The sequence below is a fragment of the Streptomyces sp. NPDC038707 genome, from assembly GCF_040636485.1.
Lineage (GTDB): Bacteria > Actinomycetota > Actinomycetes > Streptomycetales > Streptomycetaceae > Streptomyces.
This window is the reverse complement of sequence record NZ_JBEZUP010000005.1, coordinates 77,787-100,990: the sequence shown is the minus strand read 5'-3', so window position 1 is coordinate 100,990 and position 23,204 is coordinate 77,787. Positions and strand designations below refer to the sequence as shown.

The 23,204-nt window shown below is 73.4% G+C and carries 18 protein-coding genes; 8 read left to right on the top strand and 10 right to left on the bottom strand.

Translation table 11 applies throughout. The features are described from left to right. Window positions 1-39 precede the first annotated feature (39 nt). The 3 genes from AB0E62_RS09250 (at window position 40) to AB0E62_RS09240 (ending at window position 3,500) form a co-directional block, all read left to right on the top strand. The gene (locus AB0E62_RS09250; protein WP_362190313.1) at window positions 40-1,188 is read left to right on the top strand and encodes a MerR family transcriptional regulator; all 1,149 of its coding nucleotides are present in this window, start codon (window positions 40-42) and stop codon (window positions 1,186-1,188) included. Between the two features lie 97 nt (window positions 1,189-1,285). Continuing rightward, window positions 1,286-1,819, top strand: a complete 534-nt coding sequence (locus tag AB0E62_RS09245) for a hypothetical protein (RefSeq protein WP_362190311.1) — start codon at window positions 1,286-1,288, stop codon at window positions 1,817-1,819. Between the two features lie 112 nt (window positions 1,820-1,931). Beyond that, a complete protein-coding gene (locus AB0E62_RS09240; protein ID WP_362190309.1) occupies window positions 1,932-3,500 on the top strand; it encodes a carboxylesterase family protein in 1,569 nt (522 codons plus the stop codon). 292 nt (window positions 3,501-3,792) lie between these two features. On the opposite strand, the gene mmuM is transcribed toward AB0E62_RS09240, so the two are convergent. Further along, window positions 3,793-4,719 (bottom strand): homocysteine S-methyltransferase, encoded by a 927-nt coding sequence (mmuM, locus tag AB0E62_RS09235; protein WP_362190307.1) that lies wholly within the window; start codon window positions 4,717-4,719, stop codon window positions 3,793-3,795. Between the two features lie 147 nt (window positions 4,720-4,866). Here mmuM and AB0E62_RS09230 point away from each other — a divergent pair, with 147 nt between their 5' ends. Together AB0E62_RS09230 and AB0E62_RS09225 are read left to right on the top strand one after the other, a co-directional pair. After that, window positions 4,867-5,979 carry a glycoside hydrolase family 43 protein gene (locus AB0E62_RS09230; RefSeq protein ID WP_362190305.1) on the top strand — a complete coding sequence of 371 codons (1,113 nt, stop codon included), beginning with the start codon at window positions 4,867-4,869 and terminating at the stop codon, window positions 5,977-5,979. A gap of 1 nt (window position 5,980) precedes the next feature. Then, window positions 5,981-7,390 (top strand): RICIN domain-containing protein, encoded by a 1,410-nt coding sequence (locus AB0E62_RS09225; RefSeq protein ID WP_362190303.1) that lies wholly within the window; start codon window positions 5,981-5,983, stop codon window positions 7,388-7,390. Between the two features lie 7 nt (window positions 7,391-7,397). On the opposite strand, the gene AB0E62_RS09220 is transcribed toward AB0E62_RS09225, so the two are convergent. Continuing rightward, a complete protein-coding gene (locus AB0E62_RS09220) occupies window positions 7,398-9,077 on the bottom strand; it encodes a rhamnogalacturonan lyase B N-terminal domain-containing protein (RefSeq protein WP_362190301.1) in 1,680 nt (559 codons plus the stop codon). A 188-nt stretch (window positions 9,078-9,265) separates the two neighbouring features. Here AB0E62_RS09220 and AB0E62_RS09215 point away from each other — a divergent pair, with 188 nt between their 5' ends. The 3 genes from AB0E62_RS09215 (at window position 9,266) to AB0E62_RS09205 (ending at window position 12,990) form a co-directional block, all read left to right on the top strand. Beyond that, a complete protein-coding gene (locus AB0E62_RS09215; RefSeq protein WP_362190299.1) occupies window positions 9,266-10,351 on the top strand; it encodes a rhamnogalacturonan acetylesterase in 1,086 nt (361 codons plus the stop codon). 69 nt (window positions 10,352-10,420) lie between these two features. After that, window positions 10,421-12,124, top strand: a complete 1,704-nt coding sequence (locus tag AB0E62_RS09210) for a DUF2264 domain-containing protein (RefSeq protein WP_362190760.1) — start codon at window positions 10,421-10,423, stop codon at window positions 12,122-12,124. 56 nt (window positions 12,125-12,180) lie between these two features. Then, the gene (locus AB0E62_RS09205; protein WP_362190297.1) at window positions 12,181-12,990 is read left to right on the top strand and encodes an isocitrate lyase/phosphoenolpyruvate mutase family protein; all 810 of its coding nucleotides are present in this window, start codon (window positions 12,181-12,183) and stop codon (window positions 12,988-12,990) included. Here AB0E62_RS09205 and AB0E62_RS09200 read toward each other — a convergent pair. From AB0E62_RS09200 to AB0E62_RS09165, 8 genes are all read right to left on the bottom strand, one after another. Then, on the bottom strand, window positions 12,924-13,655 hold the full coding sequence (locus AB0E62_RS09200; RefSeq protein ID WP_362190295.1) for an alpha/beta hydrolase: 732 nt from the start codon (window positions 13,653-13,655) through the stop codon (window positions 12,924-12,926). The two genes, AB0E62_RS09205 and AB0E62_RS09200, sit on opposite strands and share 67 nt — an antisense overlap. Beyond that, window positions 13,648-14,232: a TetR-like C-terminal domain-containing protein gene (locus AB0E62_RS09195; RefSeq protein WP_362190293.1), complete on the bottom strand. Its 585-nt coding sequence runs from the start codon at window positions 14,230-14,232 to the stop codon at window positions 13,648-13,650. Before AB0E62_RS09195 ends, AB0E62_RS09200 begins: the two co-directional genes overlap by 8 nt. 57 nt (window positions 14,233-14,289) lie before the next feature. After that, window positions 14,290-15,609 carry a jacalin-like lectin gene (locus AB0E62_RS09190; RefSeq protein WP_362190291.1) on the bottom strand — a complete coding sequence of 440 codons (1,320 nt, stop codon included), beginning with the start codon at window positions 15,607-15,609 and terminating at the stop codon, window positions 14,290-14,292. A 40-nt stretch (window positions 15,610-15,649) separates the two neighbouring features. Next, window positions 15,650-18,526 (bottom strand): glycoside hydrolase family 2 TIM barrel-domain containing protein, encoded by a 2,877-nt coding sequence (locus AB0E62_RS09185; RefSeq protein WP_362190289.1) that lies wholly within the window; start codon window positions 18,524-18,526, stop codon window positions 15,650-15,652. 12 nt (window positions 18,527-18,538) lie between these two features. Then, complete coding sequence (locus AB0E62_RS09180) at window positions 18,539-19,354, bottom strand: carbohydrate ABC transporter permease (protein ID WP_362190758.1); 816 nt, start codon at window positions 19,352-19,354, stop codon at window positions 18,539-18,541. Between the two features lie 53 nt (window positions 19,355-19,407). Then, the gene (locus AB0E62_RS09175; protein ID WP_362190287.1) at window positions 19,408-20,358 is read right to left on the bottom strand and encodes a sugar ABC transporter permease; all 951 of its coding nucleotides are present in this window, start codon (window positions 20,356-20,358) and stop codon (window positions 19,408-19,410) included. A gap of 19 nt (window positions 20,359-20,377) precedes the next feature. Continuing rightward, the gene (locus tag AB0E62_RS09170) at window positions 20,378-21,640 is read right to left on the bottom strand and encodes a sugar ABC transporter substrate-binding protein (RefSeq protein ID WP_362190285.1); all 1,263 of its coding nucleotides are present in this window, start codon (window positions 21,638-21,640) and stop codon (window positions 20,378-20,380) included. Window positions 21,641-21,945: 305 nt separating this feature from the next. Next, a complete protein-coding gene (locus tag AB0E62_RS09165) occupies window positions 21,946-23,190 on the bottom strand; it encodes an ROK family transcriptional regulator (RefSeq protein WP_362190283.1) in 1,245 nt (414 codons plus the stop codon). Window positions 23,191-23,204 lie beyond the last annotated feature (14 nt).

The following is a 23,204-nucleotide window of genomic DNA, read 5'->3' as shown; positions in this document are numbered from 1 at the left end:
TGTTGACCTTCGAGTGGGTCGAAGCCCCACGATGACGCCGTGCCGAACGCTGAGCTGATGCCGATCGGGGACTTCGCCCGGCGCACTGGACTGACCCCCAGCGCGCTGCGGTTCTACGCCGACTCCGGGCTGCTGCCCCCCGCCGAGGTGGACCCGGTCACGGGCTACCGCTACTACCGCGCCGACCAGGTGGCCCGGGCCTCCGGCCTGCGCAGGCTCCGGGAGATCGCCATGCCCCTGGCCACCGCCGAGGCCGTCCTCGACGCCGAACCCGGGGAGGCGGCCCGGCTGATCGACGCGCATGTGGCGAAGGCCCTCGCGGACGCCGAAGCGGTACGGCGCAAGGCGGCCGTGATCAAGTCGTCGCTCGCCGGCCCGCCGAGCCTGCCCGTCGCCGCGCTGAGGGGACCCGTGCTGGCCGACGCCATCGAACAGGTCCTGACCGCGACCGCGCACGACCCCGGAATGCCGGTGCTCGGCGGACTGCGGATGGAGGCGACCCCGGAAGCGGTCACCCTGACCGCGACCGACCGCTACCGGCTCGCGACCCGCACCCTGGTTCCCGCCGAACCCGCGACCGCGCGCTGGGCCGCCACCGTCGACGGCGACGAACTGCGCACCGCGCTCACCCACATCCGGCGCAGCCCGCTGCTGCGCATCGAGGCGACACCGCACGCGATCCGACTGTACGGCGCGGGCCGCGCGGACCGGCACTGCCGACTGCTGACGGCCGTGTTCCCCGACCACCGGCTGATGCTCGCCTCGCTGCCCGAGGTCACCACCCGGGCGACCGTCGTGAAGGATCCGCTCCTGCGCGCGCTGGAGGAACTCCCGGGGGAGCGCGGCACGCTCCGGGTGACCCGCCAGGGGCTGCGCCTCCAGCCGGCCGACGGCCCAGGCCCCGGCGTTCCGCTCCCGGCCCGCGTGACCGGGCCCGGGCTGCGGATCTCCTTCGAGCTGACCACCCTCTACCCGGCGCTCAGCACGGCCGTCGGCCCCGACGTGCTGCTCGACCTGCGCGGCCCGGACCGGCCCGTCACCATCCGTTCCGCCGACCGCGGCGACCTCACCACCCTGGCCATGCCCGTCCGGCCCGGCCACTCCACCTGCCGGTCCGGCCCGGCCACTCCACCTGACCGGCCAGTCCGGGCGCTTCGCCTGACCGACAGGCCCGGGCGCTTCGCTTGACCGGTGAGCCCGGGCGACAAGCCCGGCCACTCCACCTGACCGGCAAGCCCGCGCACTTCACCCGACCGGCAAGCCCGACCGACAAGGACGTACGGCGATGACCGCCGCCCCCGCCGCCCCCGCTGCCTCCGCCACCCCCGACCCGACCATGGAGGCCATCGGCCGGGCCGTCGCCGAGGGCCACGCCGGTGACCTGGCCGCCGCCCGCCGGGCACTCCTGGACCTCTGGTCCGCGATCGGTGTCACCGGCGACCCGCTGCACCGCTGCACCCTCGCGCACCACCTGGCAGATCTCTACGACGACCCCGCCCAGGCCCTGGCCTGGGACATCCGCGCCCTGGACGCCGCCGACGCCCTGACCCAGCAGCGGCTGAGCGCCCACCACGAGGGCCTGAGCCTGGCCGGCTTCCGCCCCTCCCTGCACCTCAACCTCGCCGACCTCTACCGCCGGCTGGGCTCCTTCGACGTCGCGGCCGCCCACATCACCGCGGCCCGGCGGCACGTCCCCGCCCTCCCGCGGGACGCCTACGGCACCCTCCTGCGCACCGCCGTCGACGAGGTGGCCGACGCCATCGCCCGCCGGGACACCGCCCGGCGGGCCTCCGCGCCGGGAGCCGGCGGGCAAGGCTGAACGAGCGAGGGGCGGTGCGTGCACGGGAATACGGCCGGGCGGCGGAATGCTCTGATGTGCACGGTGTCCGCACCGGTGAGCGGTGCGCGAGCGCGGCGAAGGGCTGGTGGCGATGACGGCAGACCAGGCGGGGCCCGTGGTCAGAACCCCCTACGGGGCCGTACGCGGCCAGTACGAACGGGGCATCGCGGTCTTCAGGGGGATCCCGTACGCCGCCCCGCCCTTCGGCGCCCTGCGGTTCCGCCCGCCCCGGCCGCCCGAGCCCTGGGACGGGGTGCGGGACGCCGGTGCCTTCGGGCCGACCGCGCCGAAACCGCCGTACTCGGAGGCGTTCGCCCCGTATCTGTCGGACCCCGACATCCCCGGAGACGACTGCCTCAACCTCAACGTGTGGACCCCCGAGCCGGGACCCGGCGCCCGGCTCCCGGTGCTGGTCTGGCTGCACGGCGGCGCACTGACCCGGGGCTCCTCGGCCGTGCCGGTCTACGACGGCACCGGCTTCGCGCGCGACGGGGTCGTCTGCGTCTCGGTCAACTACCGGCTCGGCGTGGAGGGCTACGGCCTGTTCCCCGACGCGCCGCCGAACCCCGGACTGCGCGACCAGCTCGCCGCGCTGCTCTGGGTGCACGAGACCATCGCGGCCTTCGGCGGCGACCCGGAACGGATCACCCTGTGCGGGCAGTCGGCCGGCGCCATCAGCACCGGCGCCCTGCTCGCCGCGCCGCAGACACAGGGACTGATCCGGCGGGCGGTGCTGCAGAGCGGACCGCCCGAGGTCTCGGAGCGCGACAAGGTACGGCGGATGGTGCGCCGGATGGCCGCCCGGCTGAAGGTCCCCGCGACCGCCGAGGCGTTCGCCGCCGTCGACCGCGACCTGCTGCTGCGCACCCAGGCCGAGGCCGGGCGGCTCGGCAGCCCGGTGCTGGGCGGACCCGCGTTCGGCATCGTCGTGGACGGCGACCTCGTGCCCCGGGACCCGCTGAAGGCGCTGACCGAGGGAACCGCGGCGCCCGGCGTCGAGCTGCTGATGGGCTGGACCCGGGACGAATACCGGCTGTGGCTGGCGCCCGGCGGGCTGGTGGAGCGCGTCGACCGGCTCGGCGCGGTCGCCCTGGCCGGGGCCATGGCCCGCTGCCACGCCGGGCACGACATCCCGCGCGGTTACCGGGCCCTGCACCCCGGTGCCGGTACCGCCGAGATCGTCGGCCAGATGGTCACCGACCATCTGCTGCGGGTACCGCTGCACCGGCTCGCCGACGCCCGGCCCGGCGCCAGTCACCTGTACGAGTTCGCGTGGCCCTCGCGGCTGCCCGGCCTCGGCGCCTGCCACGCCCTGGAGCTGGGGTTCGTCTTCGACACCGGGGGCGTGCCCGAGTCGAAGAAGCTGGCCGGTGAGGGCGCGCCGCAGGAGCTGTGCGACGCGATGCACGGCGCGTGGGTGCGGTTCGCGACGACCGGGGACCCCGGCTGGGCGGCCTGGGACGCCACCCACCCGGTGCGGATCTTCGATGCGGGCGGACCGCGCGTCGTCCACGGGCCACGGGACGCGGAAGTCGCCCTGTGGGCCACCGCCCCCGCCGTCCCGCCGCCGCCACGGCACTCCGTCCCGCGCGCCCCGGGCGCCGAACTCGCCGCCGCCCTGGGCCGGCTCCGCCGCTCGGTGGGCGTCCTGCGCCACTGACCGCCGCGCCGCGGGGACGGGTGCCGCGCCGCTGACCGCCGCGCCGCGGGGACGGAACGAGCCGGCCGCCCGGTGGGAGGGTCCGGGCGGCCGGAGCTTGAGCGCGTGGTCGGCCGGGAGCCGCCGACGATCAGACACTCACCGTACGAGATCAGGTACGTAACGTCATCGGCGCCCGGTGTCATTGCCCGCCCGGGGGAGCCGCCGTCGGCGCCCGTGGCGCACCGCGCGCCGACCGGTGCTTCTCCCGGCGCCCCTGGCCCCTCCGCATCCCCCCGGTGGGGGACTGCGCTCAGGCCGTGTTCAGTGTCCGCGTGATCTCGCCGATGCTCTCCGGGCCCACCCGGCAGCACCCCCCGATCAGCCGCGCCCCCGCCTCGCGCCATGCCGTGACCCGGCCGGCGCCGAACGTCGCCCCGCCCCGCCAGGCGCGTGCCCCGGCGTCCCAGCCCTCACCGCTGTTGGGATAGACCACGACCGGCTTGCCGGTGACCCGTGCCGCGATCTCCACGGCGGGCCCGGCGTCCTCGGGCGCGCAGCAGTTCACCCCGACCGCGATCACCTCCTCCATGTCGGCGGCGAGCGCGAACGCCTCCTCCAGCGGCTGGCCGGCCCGTGTCCGCCGCCCGTCGACCGTGTACGACAGCCAGGCCGGCACGCCCAGCCCCCGCACCGCCCGCAGCAGCGCGGCGGCCTCGTCGGCGTCCGGCACGGTCTCCAGCGCCAGCACGTCCGGCCCGGCGGCGGCCAGCGTCTCGATCCGGGGCCGGTGGAAGCGCTCCAGCTCGGTCACGCTCAGCCCGTACCGGCCCCGGTACTCGGAGCCGTCCGCGAGCATCGCCCCGTACGGTCCGACCGATGCCGCGACCCACAGCGGGCGCCGGATGCCCGTGTCCGCCGCCTGCCGGGCCGCCGTGCGGGCCAGGTCCACACTGAGCGCGAGCAGCCGGGCGGCCCGGGCCCGGCCGATGCCGCGCTTGCCGAAGCCCTCGAAGGTGGCCTGGTAGCTGGCCGTGATCGCCACGCTCGCGCCCGCCCGGAAGTAGGCGAGGTGGGCCTCGGTGACCGCCTCGGGCCGCTCGGCGAGCAGCCGCGCCGACCACAGTCCGTCGCTCAGGTCGTGTCCGGCCGACTCCAGCTGGTTGGACAGGCCGCCGTCGAGCACGACGGTCCCGGCGGCGAGGGCGTCGGCGAGGCTGGGGGAGGTGTCGCTGGTCATGGTCACGACGCTAGTCCAAGCGGAACGGGACCGGACCGGAGGTCCTCGCGCCCGCCCCATTGACCCTCCCGTGGCCCGCACTTACCTTTTCGGCGTTCGGAATCACAGATGCAGTGCGACATATCGAACGACCGAGAGGCAGTCCGCATGAGCCGCGACCACGACCTGCCCGACACGCCCGGCCGCAGAGTGGTGCTCAAGAGCGCCGCGCTCGCCGCCGGAGCCCTGGCCGCCGCCCCCGGCCTCGCCCAGGCGGCCCCCGCGCACGGCACCGGCCCCGAGCCGCACCCGGAGCGGCACCCGAAGACGGCCCCGTACGTGAACCCCCTCGTCCCCCGGCGCGCCGACCCGCACATCACCCGCCACACCGACGGCGTCTACTATTTCACGGCGACCGTCCCCGAGTACGACCGCATCGTGCTGCGCCGCGCCCGCACCCTGAACGGCCTGTCCACGGCCGCCGAGTCGGTGATCTGGCGGGCTCACCCGAGCGGCCCGATGGCCGCCCACATCTGGGCGCCCGAACTGCACCGGATCGGCGGCAAGTGGTACATCTACTTCGCCTCGGCCCCCGCCGAGGACGTGTGGGCCATCCGCATCTGGGTGCTGGAGAACGCGAACGCCGACCCGTTCAAGGGCACATGGGTGGAGCGAGGGCAGATCAAGACCGCCTGGGAGACCTTCGCCCTGGACGCCACCACCTTCCAGCACCGTGGCACCCGTTACCTGGTCTGGGCCCAGCACGAGCCCGGCATGGACAACAACACGGCCCTGTGGATCTCGGAGATGGCCGGCCCGTGGACCCTGACCGGCCCCCAAGTCCGCCTGTCCACCCCGGAGTACGACTGGGAGTGCGTCGGCTACAAGGTCAACGAGGGCCCGTACGTCCTCCAGCGCAACGGCCGTGTCTTCCTCACCTACTCGGCCAGCGCCACCGACTGGCACTACTGCGTGGGCCTGCTCACCGCCGACGCCCGCGGCGACCTGCTGGACCCGCGCAGCTGGACCAAGTCGCCCGTCCCGGTGTTCACCAGTGACGACACCACGGGCCAGTACGGCCCCGGGCACAACTGCTTCACCGTCGCCGAGGACGGCCGTACCGACGTCCTCGTCTACCACGCCCGCCAGTACAAGGAGATCACCGGCGACCCGCTGCACGACCCCAACCGGCACACCCGCATCCAGAAGCTCCGCTGGAAGCCGGACGGCACCCCGGACTTCGGCGTCCCCGTGGCCGACACCGTGCGGGAAGGAGCGTGAGATGAGGCGTGCTCACGCCCTGCTCCTCACCCTGTGCTGCGCCCTCGCCGCCGCCCTGCTGACGGCCGGACCCGCCCGGGCCGCACCGGCGACCGTCACCAACGGCACGCAGTTCACGGACACTTCGGGCAGCCCGGTGCACGCCCACGGCGGTGGCGTCATCAAAGTCGGCGACTACTACTACTGGTTCGGTGAGGACCGCGACAGCGACAACACCTTCCGGTCCGTGGACGCCTACCGCTCCACCGACCTGAGGAACTGGGAGTTCCGCGCCCACGTCCTCACCCGGTCCTCCGCCGCCGAACTGTCCACCGCCTACATAGAACGCCCCAAGGTCGTCTACAACGCGGCCACCGGCACGTTCGTGATGTGGATGCACAAGGAGAACGGCACCGACTACAGCGAGGCGCGCGCCGCCGTCGCCGTCTCCGGCACGGTCGACGGGACCTACACCTACCGGGGCAGCTTCCGCCCGCTCGGCCAGTACATGTCCCGCGACCTGACCGCCTACGTCGACACGGACGGCACCGGCTACCTGGTCTCGGCCGCCAACGAGAACTACGACCTGCACATCTACCGGCTCACCGCCGACTACACGGGCATCGCCGGCCTGGTCGCCAACCCCTGGCCCGGCGGCCACCGCGAGGCACCGGCCCTGTTCAAGCGGGGCGGCGTGTACTTCATGCTCACCTCGGGCGCCACCGGCTGGAACCCCAACCAGCAGCAGTACGCCACCGCCGCCTCCCTCGCCGGCCCCTGGACGTCCTGGAAGGCCGTCGGCGACTCCACCGCCTACGGCTCCCAGACCGCCTACGTCCTTCCCGTGCAGGGCGGTTCGGGCACCTCGTACCTGTACCTGGGCGACCGCTGGGGCAACTCCTTCGGCGGCACGGTGAACGACTCCCGCTACGTGTGGCTGCCGCTGGCCTTCCCCACCGCCACCTCGATGACCATGTCCTGGTACCCGGAGGTCACCGTCGACACCACGGCCGGCACCGTCACCGGCACCGCCGCGGCCTACAACACGCTGATCGCGCGGCACAGTTCCAAGTGCGCCGACGTGCCGAGCCAGTCGCTGTGGCAGGGGGTGGCGATCAGCCAGTACACCTGCAACGGCGGCACCAACCAGAAATGGTGGTTCAAGGACCTCGGCAACGGCTACCGCGCGCTGGTGGGCCGGGGCAGCTCCCTGTGCCTCCAGGAGAACGCGGGCGGGGTCTCCCAGGAGAACTGCACCGGCGCCACCGGCCAGCAGTGGTCGGTCACCGCCTCCGGCTCGTACGTCACCGTGAGATCCCGCGCGAGCGGGGAGTGCCTGGACGTCTCCGGCGGATCCGCCGCCGACTCCGTCGCGGTCATCACCTACGCGTGCACCGGCGCGGCCAACCAGCAGTGGACGCGCGGCACCTGACGCACCTTCAGGCAAGCAGGTCGATGGCGTCGACGGCCGTGCCGGCGCTGAGGAAGCCCGTCGTCCCCGAACCGCTCACCACGTCGATCCGCAGCACGTTGTACTGGCCGGGGTCCGTCCGCCAGGCGGCGGCAGGGACGCTGTAGGTGAAGGTGTGGTTGTTGCCCCGGTACGAGCCCACCGTCAGGGAGCGGGTGGCCGGCTGGGCGGGCGGGGCGGGGATCGCCGACGTCCAGGTGTCGTTCACCGTGACCTGCGGCCGGCCGCCCGCGTAGGCCGTCGTCACGCCGATCCGCAGGGTGTGCGCGGCGGCGGCCTGCGCGGCGGTGAGCCGGAAGTGGACGAGCAGGCCGCTGTTGACGCCCTTCCACAGATAGCAGGGGAAGCCGGACGTCTCGGTGCCGCTGCCGATCACCACGTTCCCGGTCCAGGGCGCGGCCCGCACGTCCGACGGATGGGCGTACGTCATCAGGTCCGCGTTCTTGAACCCGCCCGGGGTGCCGTCCCAGTCGCCGATCCGCCAGATCGCGCTCGCCCGGGACGGGTCGTTGGACGAGGGGACGGTGAGCGTGTTCAGCGTGGTCGTCGCGCCCGCCGTGACAGTCACCTGGGTGCTGTGGACGGCCAGTTCGCCCTTGTAGACGGTCAGCGTGTACGTGCCGGGCAGCACGCGGGAGACCGAGAAGTACCCGTCCGAGGCGCGCGCCGGAGCCCAGTACTGGGCCGAGGGGCCGGCCAGGCCCACGGTGTAGGGGTACGCCGTGTCCCGGCCGGCGATGCCGACCCCGGCGACGCGGCCCCGGGCGCTGTCCGGTACGTACCCGGCGATGCCGAGCGAGTCGGCCCACGGGGTGGTCAGCGTGCTGGGGAACAGGGCGGCGGGGGGCGGGCCGCCGTCGGTGAACGCGATGACGTACGGGCCCTGGAGTCCGTAGCGCTCGGGCTCCGTCTGGTTCTCGCCGTAGTACAGGATCTCGTACAACCCGCCGCCGTCGGCGCTCTGGTGGCGCAGCAGCGAGCGGTAGAAGGGGCCGCCGGAGGCCTTCTCGTGGTTGCTGCGCACGATCCACAGGCCGACGCCGCCGGCGGACCAGCCGGTGTAGTCGTAGTCGATGACCCGGACCCTGGAGTAGTGCTTGGACCGGGTCTGCCCGTCGGGCTTGGCGAAGACGTCCGAGGCCTCGATGGTGCTGGTCGTGTAGGTGTAGGAGTCGGGCTCGTCGTTGCGGAACAGGCCCGCCCTGACGCGCAGGATGAAGCGGGTCGCGCTGACCGAGGAGTCGGCCTTGTTGGTCCACAGGTAGACGTGGTTCTCCCCGGCGCGGGCCGCGTAGTAGTGGCGCAGTGTGCCGTGGGTGACCGAGATCAGGAGGGTGGAACCGGACTGGGCCAGAGTCACGGTGGAGTTGCCGAGGCCGGACTCGATGTGCGAGTTCTTGCCGCCGTAGCCCTGGTACTCGATGCCCTTGTGGACCAGCGAGGTCAGGTCGCCGGTGGACTTGGAGACCTTGAACACCAGGTCCGCGCCGGTGTCGACGACATAGTTCGAGCCGTCGTCGCGCCAGCCGAAGCCGGCGGCGACGGCGGCGCCGGCGAGCGGACCGGCGAGGGCGGCCGTGCCGGCGACGGCCGCGCCGCCGACGACGAAGGCGCGGCGGGTGACCGCGGGGGAGGGGGATCCGGACATGGGGTGCCTCCTTCGGGAGGTCCGGGTGTGCGGGTGTCTGGCAGGGTGACAGTTGAATCGTTTTCGCGAAAGGGCTTTCACGCCATCAGGTCAGTGAGCGCGGAAATTGGTGTCGCAGAGCTAGAAAGCGCTTGTCGGCGCCGGTAGGGTCCGACCGCCGGACCCTGCCGACCGCCGAGGAGGCCTCAGTGAGACGTTTCATCGCCCTGCGCGGCGCCGCCCTGACCGCCCTTGCCGTGAGCGCGGCCCTCACGGCGGCCCCCGCCCGGGCCCACACCGGCCGGCCGCCCGGCATCGACCACTGCACCGCCACCTCCTGCCACTTCGACGTCCCGCCCGGCACCTACGACGTGACCGTCCGGCTCGGCGCCGCCACCGCGTCCAGCACCCGCATCACCGGCGAGACCCGGCGCTCACTGCTGCCGGAGACCGCCGTCCCGGCCGGTGAGCACGCCACCCGCAGCTTCACCGTCGACGTCCGCACCCCCGAGGGCGAACCGACCGGTGCCGACGGAACCCCCGGCCTGGACCTGGTACTCGGCGGCTCGGCGCCCGCCCTCGACGCCATCCGGGTCACCCCCGCCCTCCCCCACGCTCGACTTCGCTCGCGCGGGGGGACCCCCATCGCCCGCCGGATCCTCCTCATCGGCGACTCCACGGTCTGCGACCAGCCCGCCGCCCCCTACTCCGGCTGGGGCCAGCAGCTCCCGCAGTACCTGCGCGCGGGCCTGTCCGTCGCCAACCACGCCGACTCCGGCGAGAGCACGGTCACCTACCTCCAGGACCCCCGCCTGTGGGCCGCCGTCCAGCCGCTGATCCGCCCCGGCGACCTCGTCCTCGTCCAGCTCGCCCACAACGACAAGACCACCGACGAGGCCACCTACCGCGCCAACCTCCGGACCTTGGTGGCCGGCGTCCGGGACCGGGGCGGCCGGCCGGTGCTCGTCACGCCCGTCGTGCGCCGCTGGTTCAACGCTGACGGCACCCTGAACAACGACACGGCGCTGCTCGTCAACGGCCTCGGCGTCGACCACCCGGCCGTCATCCGCTCGGTCGCCGCCGCCGAGGACGTCCCGCTGATCGACCTCACCGCGAAGACCAGGGCCCTGGTGGAGTCGCTCGGCCCGGAAGCCTCCAAAGCGCTGTACCTGTACGACGAGAAGCGCGACAACACGCACACCTCCGAGCGCGGCGCCACCGTCTTCGCGGGCCTGGTCCGCGACGAACTGCTCGCCCGGCACCTGGTCCCCGAGGGCAGGATACGGGTGGGATAGGCCCCGGGGCGCCCCGACCGGAACCGGGGCGTCCCGGGTTCCCGCCGAGGAAGGACACCCACCGCCGTGATCGAACTCCCCGCCGACGACCGTGAGTCGAGCCCGTACACCGGCTACACCCGCGCCCACTGGGAGACGGCCGCCGACCGGCTCCTCGCCGCCGTGGAGCCGTACGCGAGCCCCGACCGCGCCCTCTACCACCTGCCCGGCGACCACGTGAGCCACTCCGGCCGCCTCTCCGACGGCCTCGAAGGCTACGCCCGCACCCTGCTGCTGGCCGCGTTCCGCCGCGACGAGACCGCCCTCGGCCGGTACGCCGACGGCCTCGCCACCGGGCCCGGCGGGGTCTGGCCGCGCATCACCGACCGGAGCCAGCCGCTGGTGGAGGCCGCCTCCATCGCGCTGGCCCTGCGGCTGACCCGGCCGTTGCTGTGGGACCGCCTGCCCGACCCCGTGCGCGGGCGCACCGCCGACTGGCTGGCGGACGCCCTCACCGCCGCCCCCTGGCCGTGCAACTGGGAACTCTTCCCGGTCACCGTCGGCGGCTTCCTCGCGGAGACCGGCCACCACGAGGAGGCCGCCCGCGCCGCAGTCGACCGGGGCCTGGAGCGGATCGAGACCTGGTACGTGGGCGACGGCTGGTACACCGACGGCGACGGCCGGAAGTTCGACTACTACAACGGCTGGGCCATGCACCTCTACCCGGTGCTGCACGCCTGGCTCGCCGGCGACACCGGGCTCCTCGACCGCTACGGCCGCCGGCTCTCCCGCCATCTCGCCGACTACGCCCGCCTGTTCGGCGGCGACGGCGCCCCGCTGCGCCAGGGCCGGTCCCTCACCTACCGGTTCGCCACCACGGCCCCGCTCTGGCTGGGCGCGCTCACCGGGCACACCCCGCTGCCCCCGGGACAGACCCGGCGCCTGGCCTCGGGCGCCCTGCGGTACTTCCTGGACGGCGGCGCGGTGGACGAGCGCGGCCTGCTGCCGCTCGGCTGGCTCACCCCCGACACCTCTCTCGTGCAGAGCTACTCCGGCCCCGCCTCGCCGTACTGGGCGAGCAAGGGCTTCCTCGGCCTGCTGCTGCCGCCCGGGCACGAGGTGTGGACGGCACGGGAGGAGGCGGCCCCCGCCGAACGCGCCGACGCGGCCCATCCGGTGCCCGCCCCGAACTGGCTGCTGCAGTCCACCGCCGCGGACGGGCTGGTCCGGCTGCACAACCACGGCAGCGAGGACGTCCGGTACGACCCCTACTACACCCGCCTCGCCTACTCCACGGTCACCGCGCCCGGCCCGTCGTACGACAACAGCGTGATCGTCGGCGGCGATCCGGGCCGTACGGGCATCGAACCGCTCGGTACGGGCGAGGGCTGGATCGCCTCCCGGCACACCGTGGGCACCGGGACCACCGTCACCAGCCTGGTGGCGGTGCGCGGTGCCGTGGAGGTGCGGGCCCATCTGGTGGCGGGCGCGGCACCGGGGACCCCGGTGCGGGTGACGGGCTGGCCGGAGCAGGACGGGGTGAGGGCCGAACTATCCCCGGTGCACGGTCTGTCGGCGGAGCTGACCGGGATCACCCGGGCGGACGGCGGCCCCACCCTCTTCGTGGCGCTCGCCCGGCTCACCGGGGAGGCGGACCCGCGGCCGGTCACCGAGCTGGTGTCCGTGACGGTGGGGGAGGACGGGCGCGAGGTGCGGATCGGCTGGTCCGGCGGTCACCGTGCCGTCTTCCGGTTCACGGCCACGGGCCCGGGGTGGTCGGTGCGGTCCGGCTGAGCCGGGGAGGGGACGGTTCGGCGGGCGCCGAACCGTCCGTGGCCCAGCATGGCCGTATGACCACAGAGCCCGCCCCCGACTCCTTCGCCGGCCTCCATCACCGCCCGGGCCGGCCGCTGTTGCTGCCCAACGCCTGGGACCACGCTTCGGCCGCCGCCCTCGCCGCCCGGGGCTTTCCCGCCATCGGTACCACGAGCCTGGCGGTGGCGGCGGGCGCCGGACTGCCCGACGGCACGGGCGCCACCCGGGAGCAGACCGTCCGGCTCGCCCTGACGCTCGGCTCCGAGCCGTACCTGCTCTCCGTGGACGCTGAGGCCGGCTTCAGCGACGACCCGGACGAAGTCGCCCGGCTCGCCGTCGAGTTGTGGGCCGTCGGGGCCGTCGGCGTCAACCTGGAGGACGGCCTCGGCCCGGCTGGCCGGCACGCGGCGAAGATCGCGGCGGTGAAGGCGGCCGTACCGGGCCTGTTCGTCAACGCCCGTACCGACACGTACTGGTCGGGCGACGGCGACCAGAAGGAGACGCTGCGCCGGCTCGACGCCTACCAGGAGGCGGGCGCCGACGGGGTGTTCGTCCCCGGCGTCACCGACCCGGAGCGCATCGCCGCCCTGGTCCGGCACACCGCCGTCCCCCTCAACGTCCTCTACTCGCCCGCCGGGCCCACGCTCGGCCACCTCGCCGGCCTCGGGGTGCGCCGGGTCAGCCTCGGCTCGCTGCTGTACCGCAGGGCGATCGGCGCCGCCCTGGACGCGGTGGCCGGCATCGCGGCCGGGCGCGCCCCGGCCGGTACGACCCCGTCCTACGCCGATGTGCGCGCGCTGGGGAGCAGCGTCCCGGCGAGCGCGTCGGCGAACTCCACGGGATGATCCAGCGTGCCGAGATGCCCGCCGGGGAACTCCGTGAAGGCGCAGCCCATGCGGGTGGCGAGCAACTCCGCCGTACGGTGCAGGACCTGGCCGCGCGAATGGGCGCCGGCGGCGATGGTGAGCCGGCCCGGGGGCGGGGCGACGGTGGGGGTGTACGCGGTGAACGGGCGCAGGACGCGGGCCAGGAACACGCCCATCGGGGTCGCCGACCCGCCCTCGGCGGGCAGCCGTCCCGGCCCGTCCAGCTGCTCGATCAGCTCGGCCCGCCGCGCGGCCCCGTCCGGCAGGACCGTCACGCACGGCGGCTCGTGCGCGACCACGTGCGCCATCCGTCCGGGACAGCGGGCGAGCAGGTCCAGGGCCGCGATGCCACCCGAACTGGTGCCGAACGCGTACGCGGGCCCGCCCGCCGGCGCCACCGCCTCCAGCACCCGCCGCGCGCCCTCGCTCCAGTCCGCGACCCGCTGCTCGGGGACCGGCTGTCCGAGCCGGCCGTGCGCGAGGCCCAGCGGGTCGTACGTCACCACGGTGAACCGCGTGGCCAGCCGCTCGGTCAGCGGTCCGAGGCCCATCGGGTGCCCGGCGCCGCCCGGCAGGAGCAGCAGCACCGGACCGCGGCCGGTGATGTCGTGGTACGGCGTCTCGGCCGTCGCTGTCTCAGTCATCGCTCGGGGCCTCCCGGGGCCAGTGGGTGAGGGCGAGGTGCAGGGCGTCGACGGCCTTGTCCCAGGAGGCCCGTACGTCCCGGTCGGCGCCGAAGCCGCCCGCGCTCTCCAGGACGCAGTAACCGTGGAACGTACTGCGCAACAGGCGCACCGCGTCCGTCAGGTCCGGTTCCGCGAGGCCGTAGCCGCGCAGCATGCCGTACGTGATCTCGGCGGTGCGGCGCAGCGCGGCCGAGTCGGCGACGAGGGCCTGGTCGACGCGGATCTGGGTGGCCGCGTACCGGCCGGGGTGCTCCAGGGCGTAGTCCCGGTAGGCGCCGGCGAACGCCGTCAGCGCCTCCTTGCCCGCCCGGCCTGCCACGGCCGCCGCGATCCGGTCGATCAGCTCGCCGCCCGCGTACAGGGCGAGCCGGGTGCGCAGGTCCTGGAGACTGCGGACGTGCGAGTACAGGCTCGCGTCCTTGACGCCGAAGCGACGGGCCAGCGCGGAGACGCTGAGCCGGTCGAAACCGGCCTCGTCCGCCAGCTCCGCCGCCGCCGCGACCAGCCGCTCGACGGTGAGTCCCGCCCGGGCCATGGGCCACCTCCCTTGGGTTCCAAGGGTATAGCCTAGAGCATCTAGGAAAGCGGTGCGTCAGGGGATCGGTGTGTACAGCACCCCCAGTTTGTCGATCTCGTCACCGGAGCGGCCGGTGAAGCCGGTGATCTGCCAGCCCGCCGGGGCGGTGAGGGTGATGCCGTCGGCGGTCGCGGTGCCCGCCGAGAGCGTCCGGCCCCGGTCGGTGGTGAAGGCGGCCGAGAAGATCCGGGTACGGCCGTCCTTCTGGCCCCGGGTGAGCTTCACCGAGGTGAGGTGTTCCCCGGCGGCGAGGGTGAGCGAGACGGCCGTGCCGCCGGTGCCGCCGTGGCCGAGGACCGTGCCGTCGTCGTGGGTGAGGGCCACCGCGTCCAGGCGGGCGGCGCCGCGCAGGGTGAGGGTGCGCGGGGCGGGCGTGGCCGGCAGGCCGTCGGCGTCGTTGAAGGCCGTGCCGTGCGGGCCGCCGAAGAAGTCGCCGGCCCGGAGCCCGGGGTTCGGCGTGTAGGTGAAGTCGACGGTGTGCGGGAAGTGGTCGGAGAGGTTGCCGCCGGCCGCGTCCAGGAACGTCGCCCACTCGTCGTGGTAGCGCGTCGCGGTGAGGGAGAGCAGCGGGCCGCTCCGGTAGAGCACCTTGTCGACCACCTCGCAGTCGTCGGGCGGCGCTGCGGCCGGGCACAGCAGCGGATCCGCGCCCTGCGCGGGGGCCGTACCGCCCTTGACCAGCCGTACCCAGGCGTCGGTCAGGCCGTTCTCCTCGACCAGCGTGCGGATGTTGTCGCCGGCGCGGGTGTAGCGGGTGTTGGTGTCGCCCGTCACGATCACCGCGTTGCCCGCCGAGTTGGCCCGGACGAAGGCCGACAACTGGGCGATGTCGGCCCGCCGGGCCGCCAGGGCCGCGGCGCTGTCGCCGGCGTTGGGGTGCAGGTTGTACAGGTCGACGTACACGCCCTCGGCGAGCCGCACCCGGGCCAGGGTGAAGCCCTTGGGGGTGAGGCAGTCGGTGCCGGCGCAGTCGTTCCACCTCACCCGCTCGAAGTCCTCCAGCGGGTGGGCGGACAGGGTGTTGAGGCCGTCGCCGAGGCCCGCGCCACCGCTTGTGGCCGTGCGGTAGGGGTGGTGGTCGCCCGCGTAGAGCGCCGCGTGGTAGTTGAAGTCCTCCTGGACGTTGACGATGCCGTAGCCGGCCAGCCTGGGGGAGATCAGCGGGGTGTTGGCCGCCGGATGGCTGGAGCTGAGGCCCTCCGGCAGTCCGGCCACGTTGTACGTCAGGACACTGAAGGTCCCGGAGCCGGCGGCGGCCTGTGCCGTGCCGGCGGAGGCGGTGAGCCCGGCCCCGGCCAGCAGGCCGGCGGTGAGGGTGCCGAGGAGTCGTCCCATGGGGCGCATGCGACCCATGGTCACGTCAACCCGGCTGTTTTCAAAGGGTGGTTGAGGAAACGCCGTCGATCGCGGAGAAGACGAACGAGAACTGTGCCGGCTCCGCCCGCAGGTGGTAGCGGGGCAGCGGGCCCGGGCCGCAGGACTGGGAGCCGATGCCGTGCTGGCCGTGGTCGAGGTTCATCCAGACCGTGTCGCCGGGCACCAGGTCGGTGCGGTGGGCGGCGGCGTCCAGCCGCTCGGTGGTCCAGCGGCGGGCGGTGAGGAGGAACGCCGGGTCGCCCTCGATCCGCAGGCCGCCCAGCTCCGCCCAGCGCACGTCGATCCGGGCGCCGTTCTCCTGCGGGCGGACGTACGGCGTCTGGAGGTCGTCCACGTCGGCCTCCCAGCGGCCGGTCAGCGCCGCCGCCCGGGTGTCCGGATACGCCTCGCCCGGCCCGCCGCCGTACCACCGCACCCGGTCGGCGGCGCGCAGGCCGAAACGGATGCCGAGGCGGGGCAGCGGCACGGTCCAGTCACCGTCCGGGACGGTGGACACCGTCAGCCGGAGCCGGTCGCCGTCCGACGTCCACCGGTACACCGTCGTGAGCCCCAGGTCCCGGGCGGCCGGCGCCACCCGGGTGCGGACCGTCAGGGCGTCCGCGCCCGCCTCCACCGCGTCCAGACGGTGCCGCATCCGGTGCAGGCCCAGCTTCCGCCACAGCAGCCCGTGGCGCGGGTCGCTCTGCCAGGCCGCGCCGTCGTCGTTGTCGGTGGTCGCCCGCCACACGTCCAGCCGCAGCTCCGTCACGGGCACCCCGCCGATCGTGCGCACCGCCCCGGTCCGGGCGTCGAAGGCGGCCGGGCCCAGCCTGATCAGCCCGTCACCGGCCACCGGCCGGGCGCCGGCGACGACGGACGGCACCCGGCGCGGTGCCGCCGGGACCTGGCCCCAGGCGACGACATGGCCCGCCGGCGCCCACGCGGTGCCGGCGGCGAGCCGCGCGCGGACGGTCCACAGCGCCTCGCCCGAGGGCGCCCCGGCCGGTACGGCGGGCAGCTCGACCTCGGCCGACTCGCCCGGGGCCAGCGGGGGCACCGGCAGGGTGCCGGAGCCCACCGGTTCGCCCTCGACCTCGTACGACCACGAGAACGACAGCGCCGACAGGTCCGCGAAGTCGTACCCGTTGGTGACGCGGACGGTGCCCTCCGTGCCGCCGCCCGTGAGGGCGACCGGCTCGATCACCTTCTTGAACTCGGCCAGGCCCGGCGAGGGTTGCCGGTCGGGGAACAGCAGGCCGTCGCAGACGAAGTTGCCGTCGTGCAGCTCCTCGCCGAAGTCACCGCCGTAGGCGAACCCCAGCCCGGGGTGGGCGATGCCGTGGTCGATCCACTCCCAGACGAAGCCGCCCTGGAGCCGGTCGTGGGACCGGAACAGCCGCTGGTAGTCGGCGAGTCCGCCGGGCCCGTTGCCCATGGCGTGGGCGTACTCGCAGAGGATGAGGGGCAGTTCGCGGCGCCGCCGCGGTCCGCCGTCCAGGCCCCGGCCGATCCGCTCCACCTCGGCATGGCTCGCGTACATCCGTGAGTACACGTCCGTGTCACGGCAGTGGGCATCGCCCTCGTAGTGCAGCAGCCGGGAGGCGTCGCGGTCGCGGATCCACCCGGCCATCGCGGTCAGCCCCCGCCCGGTGCCCGCCTCGTTGCCCAGCGACCACATCACGACCGACGGATGGTTCTTGTCCCGCTCCACCATCCGGGCCGCCCGGTCCAGCAGGGCCGGCGTCCAGCGGTCGTCGTCGACCGGGTTGTCCCGCCAGCCCTGCTCGGTGAAGCCGTGCGTCTCCAGATCGCACTCGTCGATCACCCACAGCCCGAACTCGTCGCACAGGTCGAGGAAGGCCGGGTGCGGCGGGTAGTGCGAGGTGCGGACCGCGTTGATGTTGTGCCGCTTCATCAGCAGCACGTCCTCGCGCATCGTCGCGAGGTCCAGGGCCCGGCCCCTCTCGGGGTGCCACTCGTGCCGGTTGACGCCCTTGAACAGGACCGCCCTGCCGTTCACCTTGACCAGGCCGTCCGACAGCTCCACCGTGCGGAAACCGATGCGCAGCGGCACCCGCTCGCCCTCCGTGGCCAGCACCCCGTCGTACAGCCGGGGCGTCTCCGCCGACCACGGCTCGACCGGGACCGTCACCGGTTCCCCGGTGGGCACGTCGATGCCCAGGTCCGGCACGGTCACCCGGCCGTCCGTGTCGGAGTCGACCCGCAGCGTGCCCGCCCCGGTGGTGTGGTCGTAGGAGGCGTGCACGAAGAAGTCGAGGACGCAGCCCGCCGGGCGGTGCAGCAGGGTGACGTCCCGGAAGATGCCCGGCAGCCACCACTGGTCCTGGTCCTCCAGGTACGAGCCCGCCGACCACTGGTGCACCCGGACGGCCAGCACATTGCCGGCGGGCCTGAGCAGGTGGCCGACCGCGAACTCGTGCGGCAGCCGGGAGCCCTTGAACTCGCCGAGGTCCGTGCCGTTCAGCCAGACCCGGGCACAGGACTCCACGCCGTCGAAGCGGAGCACCGCGCCGCCGTCCGCCGGCCAGTCGCCGGGCAGGTCGAACACGCGCAGGTGGTCGCCGGTCGGGTTCTCGGTCGGCACCCGGGGCGGATCGACCGGGAACGGATAGAGGTGGTTGGTGTAGATCGGGGAACCGTGGCCCTGGAGCACCCAGTGGCCGGGCACCGAGACCTCCGCCCAGCCACTGGCGTCGTACCCCCCGGCCGCGAAGGAGTCGCCCTCAGCGTCGGCCGTCCGCGACAGCCGGAACCGCCAGGTGCCGTTCAGGGACAGGGAGGAGGCGTCGGAGGACGCGTACCAGGCGCGGGGCGGCAGTGCCCCGGAGCCCGGCGAGACGTCCTCGACGTACTCGGTGGTCGTGGTCACGGACATGGGTCTCCTAGCTCAGCCCTTGATGCCGGTCTGCGCGATCCCCTGCACCAGCCAGCGCTGGAGGAAGAGGAACACGAACAGCAGGGGCAGGATCGAGATGGCGGTCGCCATGAAGATCAGGTGGTAGTTGACGGTCTGGTTGGTCATGTACGACGAGAGCGCGACCTGTACGGTCCAGGCGCCCGGGTCCTGGCCGATGACCAGCGGCCACAGGAAGGCGTTCCAGCCGCCGATGAAGGTGATGGTGGCGATCGCCGCGAAGAAGTTCAGCGAGTTCGGCACGACGACACGCCAGTACGCGCCCCAGTGGCCGAGTCCGTCCACGCGCGCCGCCTCCTCCAGCTCCTTGGGGAACCCGAGGAAGTACTGCCGGAACAGGAAGCAGGTGAAACCGCTGAACAGGCCCGGGATGATCAGACCCCGGTAGCTGTCCACCCAGCCGAGCGACGACACCAGCACGAAACTCGGCACGAAGGTGACGGCGGCCGGGACCATCAGGGTCACCAGGACCGCGTGGAAGACCTTGTCGGCGTGCCGGTAGGGGATCCGGGCGAGGGCGTAACCGGCCGATGAGCACACGACCAGCGTGCCCGCCGTGTGGAGGACGCCGACGACCAGCGAGTTCCACAGCGACCGGCCGAAGTCGACCGTCGGGTCCTCGAACGGCTCGGTGACGTTGCCCCATTGGACGTGCGTGGGGAAGAACTTCCAGTTCTCGCCGGTGATCTCCGGGTCGGTGGACAGGGCGTTGCGGACCAGCAGGTAGAACGGGACGAGGAACAGCAGCGCGGCGACGCCGGTGGCGAGGTACAGCCCGGTGGAGCTCATCACCCCGCCGCGCCGGGCGCGGTCCCGGCCCCGGTTCCCGGGTGCGGTGGTGGTCACGTGGACTCCTCCCTGCTGCCGAAGCCCATGATCCGGCCCTGGAACAGGGTGACGACGCAGATCAGCACGGTCAGCACCACGGCCCCCGCGCTGCCCTTGCCGTAGTTCTGGTCCTGGCCGAGCGCGGTGTAGTACAGCTCGACCAGCGGCGGACGGCCCCAGGTGGTCTTGGACAGCAGGTTGAAGAACTCGTCGAAGGCCTGGTACGCGGCCACGAGCAGCAGCAGGATCACCGCGGTGGAGGTGGCCCGCAGCTGCGGCAGCGTGATGTGCCGGAATGTCTGCCAGCCGGTTTTGGCCCCGTCGATGGCGGCGGCCTCGTACAGCTCCCGCGGGATGTTCTGGAGCGCGGCCAGGAACAGGATCATGTAGAAGCCTGACTGGAGCCACAGCCGGGCGGTGATGACGACCAGCCAGTACCAGGGCGGGTCCGGGTCGGCGAGCCAGGCGGTGTTGTCCACGCCGAACAGCCCGAGGACGGTGTTGGCCAGGCCGAACCGCACCCCGTTGAAGATCGACATCTTCCAGATCAGCGAGGCGGCGACATAGCTGCACGCGGTCGGCAGGAAGAACACCGAGCGGTAGAACGCCCGCATGAACCGCAGCCGGTTCACCAGCAGCGCGAGGCCCAGGGAGAGCGCCCAGGTGGTGGGCACGATGAACGCGGCGAACACGGTGAAGGTGCCGAGCGAGCCCATGAACCCGCTGTCGGACAGGATCTCCCGGTAGTTGCCCAGCCCCACGAACTCGCTGGGCGTCACCGTGAAGCGGGCCTCGAAGAAGCTGAGGTAGAGGCTCCAGCCGATCGGGACGTAGACGAAGACGGCCAGCCCGAGCAGGAACGGGCCGGTGAACAGCCAGAAGGCGAGGGTGCGGCTGCCGCGCAGGCGCCGCCGGGGCCGGGCCTCGGTGGCGTGCGTCGGGACCGCGCGCGTGGTGGTCTGCATCTCGGATCCGTCCGGCGGCCTATCCGAACAGCTTCTTCAGCTCGGCGTTCACCGTCTTGTCGCACCGGTCGAGCGCGGCCTCGGGGTCACCGCCCTTGCGGACGCAGCCGGCGAAGAGGTCCTCCGTGGCGGTGATCATCGCCTGGGTCCAGCCGATGTTGTCGAAGTGCCCGTACTCGGTGAAGAGTCGCACGCCCTCCGCCGGCAGGCCCGACCCCAGCTTGTCCGTCGACCGGGCGAGGGAGGTGCGCGGCGGGATGTGGAAGCCGTACGACGTCGCCCAGTCCTCCTGGTAGTCCTTCCGGTCGAGCCACAGCCACTTGACGTACTCCTTGGCCGCGTCGACGTCCTTCCCCTTGGCGTTGACGAACATCGACCAGCCGCCGTTGTAGACGGACGGCCGGCCCGCGTCGCCGGCCTTCGGGAACGGCATGATCCCGAGGTCGTCACCGAGGGCCTGCTGGAACTGCGGCATGGCCCACATCCCGCAGAACTGGATCGCGCACAGGCCCTGGTTCAGCGCCGACGGGTCCCAGAAGTCGGCCGGGGCGTCCAGCAGCAGATGGCCGCTGGTGAACAGCTCGCGCATCGTCCGCAGGCCCGCGATCACGGCGTCCGTGTGGTAGGCGATCTCGTTCTTCTCGTTCAGGGTGTCCGCCCCGGCCGACCAGATCAGCGGGTTGATCACCGCGTGCAGGTCGTTGCCGAGGAACAGGCGCTTGACCTTGCTCGTGGTGAGCCTGGCGGCGGCCTCCACCAGCTCGTCCAGCGTCCGCGGCGGCTCGACGCCCGCCTTCTGAAGCAGCGACTTGCGGTAGAAGAAGAGTTGCGGGTCGTCGAGCATCCGCACGCCGTAGATCCTGCCGTCCACCGTGTGCGACCGGATGTCGGCCTGGTTGAAGTCCTCCTTGACCGGTGCGACGAGGTCGGTCAGGTCCGCCACCTGGCCGCTGCGGACGAGCTGGATCTGCGGGTGGAACTCGAACACGTCCGGCGCCTGGTCGGTGAGCAGGGACGCGAAGAGCTTGCTCTCGAAGTTGGAGCCGGTGATCCACTGCGTGGTCACGTCCGCCTCGGAGTACGCCTTCGCGTACCGCTTGATCGCCTGCTCGGTGCCCGGCTCGCCGTAGGCGTGGAAGTACTGGACCAGCCGCTTGCCCGAACCCGGGCCGCCGCCGCGGCCGTTGTTGCCGCCGCACGCGCCGAGCGCACCGGCGGCGGCCAGGCCCGCGGCGGCCCGGAATATCGATCGGCGGTCCCAGGTGCTGCTGTGTGCCGACATGCTGACGTCCTTGTCTGGTCGAATGCGGCTGCGGCTCGCACGCCCGGAGGACGGGCGCCGAAGGGGGCGTGGTGCGGGACGCTAACCTTCGCCCAATCCTTCGGCAAGGGGTTGGACGAAGCCCGTACGAGTTGTTGCACGGGGTCCGGGATCGCGAACGACGGTGGAACGCAAGGGAGTTGGGAGTACTCGGCTACGGCGAGGAGGGGCCGCCGGAGCGGGGGAGAGGGGGAGCGGGGGGCTGGGGAGCGGCCCACGCTCCCCGGCCGCGTGACGCGGCCGGGGCCGTACGGGCTCGACGGCCGTCAGGCCGACGATGCCGTACGGCTCCCCTCCCGCGGGCGTCGCACCGCCGCCCGCTGTCCGACCGACCGCAGCGCCCCCTCCAGCGCGAACGTGGCCGCGCCGAGGGACACCGGGTCGGTGGGGATCGGGGAGAGGACGATCTCGGTGGCGGCCAGCGGCCGGCGCAGCGCGTGCCGGGCGACCGCCCGGCGGACCTCGGTGAGCAGCGGCTCGCCCAGCCGGGCGGCCACCCAGCTGCTGAGCACCACCACTTCGGGGTTGAGCAGATTGATCAGGTCGGCGATGCCCGCGCCGAGGTAACGGGCGGTGTCCCGGACCGCATCGAGCGCCACCGGGTCGCGTGCGGCGGCCGCGCGGGCCAGCGCGTCGATGGTTGCCGTCTGGTCCTCGGGGTGCAACAGCGGGGAACGCGGGTCGATTTCGCGCAGGTTCCGCATGATGCCGGGCGCGCCGACGTACGTCTCCACACAGCCGTGGTTGCCGCAGTGGCACGGCCGGCCGTCCAGCACCAGCGTGGTGTGCCCCCACTCGCCGGCGCTGTTGCTCACCCCCCGGTGCAGCCCGCCGCCGAGCGCGAGCCCGGCGCCGACCCCGGTGCCGAGGTTGACGACCACGGCGTCCCCGCGGCCCCGCGCCGCCCCGAACCACAGCTCGGCCACCGCGCAGGCGCGCAGCGGATTGTCCAGGTGGAGGGGGTAGGCGATGTGCCGGGCGAGCAGATCGAGCAACGGCACGTCGTGCCAGTCCCAGTTGGGCGCGTACTCGGCGATCCCCGAGCCCCGGTCCACCTGGCCCGGCACGCTCACCCCGACGCCGAGCACCCGGGCCGCCTCGACACCGGCCTGGGCGACCACCGAGCCGACCGCGGCGGCCACCTGACCGACCACCCGCTCGGGCCGGCTCTCCCCGGGCCGCATGCCCTCGTCGGCCCGGGCCAGCACGTTCAGCGCCAGGTCGAACAGCTCGACATGGACGTACGTCTCCGCGACGTCCACACCGATCAGCGCGCCCCCCGACGCGTTGACGGCGACCAGCCCCCGGGGACGGCCCCCGGCGGAGTCCTCGAAACCCACCTCGGTGATCATGCGGAGGTCCAGCAGCTCGCCGACGAGCGTGGCCACCGTGGCCAGGCTGAGCCCGGTGGCCGCGGCCAGTTCCTGCCGGGACGCCGGGGACTCGGCGATGATCTGGCGCAGCACCTCGTAGCGGTTCGCGGTGCGGATGTCGCGCGATGTGCGCTTCACGCGGCAGCCCCTCC